The organism is Cryomorpha ignava, assembly GCF_010686655.1.
Taxonomy (GTDB): Bacteria; Bacteroidota; Bacteroidia; order Flavobacteriales_D; family Cryomorphaceae; genus Cryomorpha; species Cryomorpha ignava.
On the sequence record NZ_JAAGVY010000089.1, the window covers coordinates 1 to 4,716 of the forward strand.

Genomic DNA, 4,716 nt, shown 5'->3' on the forward strand with positions numbered 1-4,716 from the left:
TGGTAATTTTATTTCAAATCTACTCTCTGGCTTAATAGCATACTCGTTTTTTCAAAAGAAACCAGCTATAAAATATGAAGCCGATTTTAACACGCTGCCACAACTATTTTAGAATCGAACTCAGGTTAATAGGGTGCTGCCTGCAAAACCTAACTCCTAAGGATTTCATACGAAGAAAGTTCCATAGTATTTTTTCTGGCTCAGTCATTTTCTCTCTTAGCTTTCTGGCGTTATCAAACACTTTTCGATTCGCACCATCGTGCATTCCAGATATGATTAATGGGTCTGATATGGCGTTTGTCTTTTTCACATTCGAAAAAATTGCAAGATTTCCTCTTGTCAATTATACTCAAATTTAATATTATAGATGATATTTCTCCATTCTATGATGCGGTGCATTGAGCAGTGTCGAAACGTGTGTGTGGGAGCTCCCCTTCCTGCATCCGACGAGGCTTTTCGCCGAGAGGAATGCATGGGGTGTGGGAAAGAGTTGCTATTCATATATTTGACACATAAAGTATTTTAATCTCTGATTCTATCACAAGTTTGAAATAATGATTTATCAGCACACTACAGCGTTGACATCAATATAATTTAAACAAAAGTGATTATATTCTTATGCAACCCTAAAACGTAACTCCAAAAGACTCATTCCCGTAAAACCTCCTGTTCACCTCCCTTTGAACTGTTAAATAAACACTGCAATTTATGAAACACGTTCTACTAACAGGGGGTATTATTTTACAAGCGCTTTATACCTGCGCACAAACCGGCACAGTAGCCGATTACAGGAAAATTTCAGAAACCAACGGAAACTTGAACACTCCCCTGAGCAATCAGGGAATGTTCGGTTTTTTAAGTGAGACGCTTTCAGAAAACAAACTTATTTCTGGTGCTCCATACGATGGTAATGGAGCTTTTTACTTTATAGAGCTCGCGGAGGACGGAACTGCAGCAAGTTCTGCAAAAATTTCAACAGCCGATTTTACCTATTTCGATAGTATTAGCAGCGCCGAATTCGGCACAGCTGCCTTAGAACTGGCAGATAGAAACGCAGATGGAGAGCCTGACTACCTCATTGGCGCTCCGGGCATTCAGCCTTCAGGCGCCTTGTTTTTACTTTTGAGTGCGCCTGGCGGATTCAATCTCACAAATCTTATTTTACCCGCAGAAATGTCGGCAGCCTTAAAAACCGGTGCGCATCTGGCACAGGAAAATGGGAAAGTCTATATCCCTTCTTCCGGCGGAGCCGGATCTATTCATGTATGCTCAATTTCAGCTACAAATGAACTGGTTTACGAAAACGAGATCGGATCAAATCTTCCGCTTCTAACTGCTAAACTCGATGATGGTGACCAATTTGGAACAGGGTTGAGCTTTGCTGACATGAATGGCGACGGCTTTACAGATATTATTTGCGGAACTCCGGGCGATGACGATCAGGATACAAATTTTGGAGCGGTTTACATGCTCTACCGCGATGGTTTGGGTGCGATTACCGATCTTCAAAAGATTTCCCGTCTGGAAGGTGATTTTAATGGCTTTATGAATATTGATGATGCCTTTGGTATTTCGGTAAGATGTATTGGCGATTTAGATGAAAACGGCGTTTCAGATCTTGCCGTTGGTGCTCCCGGCGATGATGATGGCGGAATTGATCTTGGTGCCGTTTGGATTCTCTTTATGCGTCCTGACGGAACGGTTAAAAACCATAAAAAGATTAACCGATTGCAAGGAAATTTTGGTGGAGACCTAAACTACGACGACCGTTTTGGAACGCGTATTGCCTTAATTGGCGATCACAATAACGATGGCACCATTGATATTGCAGCAGGAACTGTACGCGATGATGATGGAGGATCAAATAAAGGGGCGTTTTATACCATTATGATTGAGCGCTGCCCCTCGCCAAGCGGATTTTTCGATTATGAAGATAATAATGGAACCGTTACGTTTACCGCCGAAGGTGGCGCTGGATATTCACATATTTGGAATTTTGACGACGGTGGATATAGCCAGCAGCAAAATCCTACCCACACTTACGAGAACAGCGGAACATACTGGGTGTGCCTGGCAATTAATAGTGAATGTGGTGGAAATAATTTCTGTCAGAATGTTTTTGTAAATGTTTCATCTACTGTAAGTATCGAAGATCGAATCGCTAAAAAAACAGTTATATTTCCCAATCCATCTACCAATTTTATAAAAGTTGAAACAGAAGGAAAAATAGAATCTATTCGCTTTGTGAATATAACCGGGCAGGAAAGCCTGCGGGTTGACAAGATAAAACCGGGTGAAAAAATCGATGTGTCCACACTGCCAACCGGAGTTTACATTGCTGAAATTATGATTGATGGAAACAGGATTGTAAAGCGAATTCAGAAGGTGGGAATTTAAAATTATCTATAGATTACATCTTGGTATGAATGCGGTCTTGGAAATCAGAAAAGCACAGTTTTGCCTTATTTCGATAGCCAGAGATCCTATAGAACAGGCCTGGGGAAATATTTAGGGAGAAATCCGATAGCCTCTATAACTGTCCGTCTCTCTCTCAGAGTAGACTTGAATTTCCAAAAGTCTGCTTATCAGAAAGGGTTTATCAATGGTCATCTTGGTTTGCCCAGTCACAAGACGGTTATAACTATTTTGGGAAATCCCCATCGCCACTGCCATGTATTCCTGTGAATATTCTTTGCTTCTTCGTATATCACGGATTTCACTTAGCATTTCTTCATTTAATAAAACTTTTTCCATATCATAGAAATGGGGTTTAAAACGAAGGTTAAAACCAAAATTAAGTTAAAGATAAAAAATAATATACTGAATTGCATATAAGTAAAGCATTAGCTATCAAGATATTGATAATTCGTTTCCGGCACTTCCGTTTTTCATTCTCTAACACATGATTGTACATTGGTTAAATGATTTAGATCTATCGCTGGATAGTTGGCTTTCTTTGAAGTGTAAATTATTAATGCCTTAATCCACGATTTAGTTGTTTATTACAAGATTTAGGATGTTGTTACAGTGGGATCCCTGATTGAAGAGACCAAATTTTCTTTTATATAATTTCTTTGGGCAACTTTTTACTTTTTTTTTCCACGAGTTCCAGCAATTTGTTTTTGGCATCCGTCGTAGGGCTGTCGTTATATTTCGATATTTTTTATTTCAGTTCATCGGATATTTACGATTTAATATATAATAGCATACTTAACTGGGGATTTTGGATAGTTACGTGTCAGGGCTTTATCTAGTCGTAATGCACATCAAATTGACAAAATATCTGGGTAAGCGCATTTAAATTGCCAATAAACTTAGCAGATAGTTCTCATCCTTTTTTTTCCGTTTTGATTTGACACCTATCCGGGTAGATTTTTCTTTCTCGGCGAGTTTAGTGCTAATTATTTGAGCAGAGAAAAGTTTTCTGCTGCTCTTCCTCTTCGTTTTGGACTAACCTCCTCCCCAAAAGAAAAATCAAGTTTCCGATCCAGTTGATTCTCGATATGCCAGTGGTTACGTATTATTTTTAGAAACACTTACGGTTTTGCCTCAACTGAAGTTAAATAATACAGGGAAGCTTCTTCAATCTTACCTGTTTTCTTGAATTCTCATCAGCTGTCAATGCGTACAAGAGATTTGAGTCATTTCCGTTTTCTGGGATTTGAAATATGTTCAAACTTATCGATTACAGCACAAATACGTGTTTTTATCCGGCCATGACCACCATGTATTTTTGCTGTATGCATCCGGTTTTTGGCAAACTAAATTCATCGATAGTTTGTTCATACAGACTAGCCCAGTAGCTTCTCACTGCCAATACATATTCAGCTTTTGAAGCTTTTATAGTTGTGGCTATTTCTTCCTGAAACCCTATGGCATCTATGGTCACGGAGGCACACCGGATAGCCAACTTTGACAACAACTCGAGTGTTGCGGATATTTCGTTTGATTTTTCAGAAACTTTCACCTGTCTAATTACCAGGTTGTTCTAACAAGCCCAAGCACTTACCATGTGGATTGACGACTTGCCGTTGATCTTAGCCCCTCGAATAGCCTTACCATCTAGAGCTATCACTTCACCTCCTACAGCCTGTATTAATGAGGCTACTCAATTGCCAAAAGCCGTTTCGAATTCAACTGGGTTCAGTTTGCTAAAGAGCCTGTTGAACGCATTGTGTAAAGGAATACCGTTGGTCAACTTCAGGAAAGTGGAAAGCCATTTCTTTGTTTCATTATCGTATGTTTCGATTTCATCCCAACAGTCAGCACCACATATAACGGCACATATTGAGATAGCTACTAAGTCAGTTAATTCGTGCTTCTTACATCGATCCATGCGCGGGTTTGTGTTGTCTTTCATAATTTATTTTTCTAATTGAATATCATATTAATACACGAAATATACATTTGAAAATTACGGACTATATAATTGTCATATAGATAGTTAAACACATTTTGGGTGTTCATAATTATAATGCGTTGCCCTCAAAATACTTTAATAATTATAATAGGAAATTTCTTCTATATTTGTCTGACGAATACAATTCTAACTTAAAATCTTATTAAAATGAAAAAATTAAATCTGTTAATTCTAAGTACATGACAAAAATTGATATATATCCATATTGTTCTGATTCTTAGGATTTAACAAACAGCTTGCTAAATGGTCTAATCCATGCTTGAAGATACTTTTTGCTTTGCGGCCATGTTTTTTTA

At 38.4% G+C, this 4,716-nt stretch carries 5 protein-coding genes and 1 pseudogene; 2 read left to right on the forward strand and 4 right to left on the reverse strand.

Annotated elements, in window-relative coordinates:
• Window positions 1-112: pseudogene (locus G3O08_RS21995) on the forward strand (IS982 family transposase); the annotation flags it as partial.
• Here the strand turns inward: G3O08_RS21995 and G3O08_RS21955 are convergent.
• Window positions 104-265 (reverse strand): DUF559 domain-containing protein, encoded by a 162-nt coding sequence (locus G3O08_RS21955; protein ID WP_163287282.1) that lies wholly within the window; start codon window positions 263-265, stop codon window positions 104-106. The pseudogene G3O08_RS21995 and the gene G3O08_RS21955 sit on opposite strands and share 9 nt — an antisense overlap.
• A gap of 443 nt (window positions 266-708) precedes the next feature.
• Between G3O08_RS21955 and G3O08_RS20295 the strand changes: the two genes are divergently transcribed.
• Entirely contained in the window at window positions 709-2,397 is a 1,689-nt protein-coding gene (locus G3O08_RS20295) for a PKD domain-containing protein (protein WP_163287278.1), read from the forward strand.
• A 111-nt stretch (window positions 2,398-2,508) separates the two neighbouring features.
• On the opposite strand, the gene G3O08_RS20300 is transcribed toward G3O08_RS20295, so the two are convergent.
• The 3 genes from G3O08_RS20300 to G3O08_RS20310 all read right to left on the reverse strand — a co-directional run bounded on the left by G3O08_RS20300 (window position 2,509) and on the right by G3O08_RS20310 (window position 4,360).
• The gene (locus tag G3O08_RS20300) at window positions 2,509-2,754 is read right to left on the reverse strand and encodes a helix-turn-helix transcriptional regulator (protein WP_163287279.1); all 246 of its coding nucleotides are present in this window, start codon (window positions 2,752-2,754) and stop codon (window positions 2,509-2,511) included.
• A gap of 952 nt (window positions 2,755-3,706) precedes the next feature.
• Entirely contained in the window at window positions 3,707-3,919 is a 213-nt protein-coding gene (locus G3O08_RS20305) for a hypothetical protein (RefSeq protein WP_163287280.1), read from the reverse strand.
• A 189-nt stretch (window positions 3,920-4,108) separates the two neighbouring features.
• Window positions 4,109-4,360 carry a transposase family protein gene (locus G3O08_RS20310; protein WP_163287281.1) on the reverse strand — a complete coding sequence of 84 codons (252 nt, stop codon included), beginning with the start codon at window positions 4,358-4,360 and terminating at the stop codon, window positions 4,109-4,111.
• Window positions 4,361-4,716 lie beyond the last annotated feature (356 nt).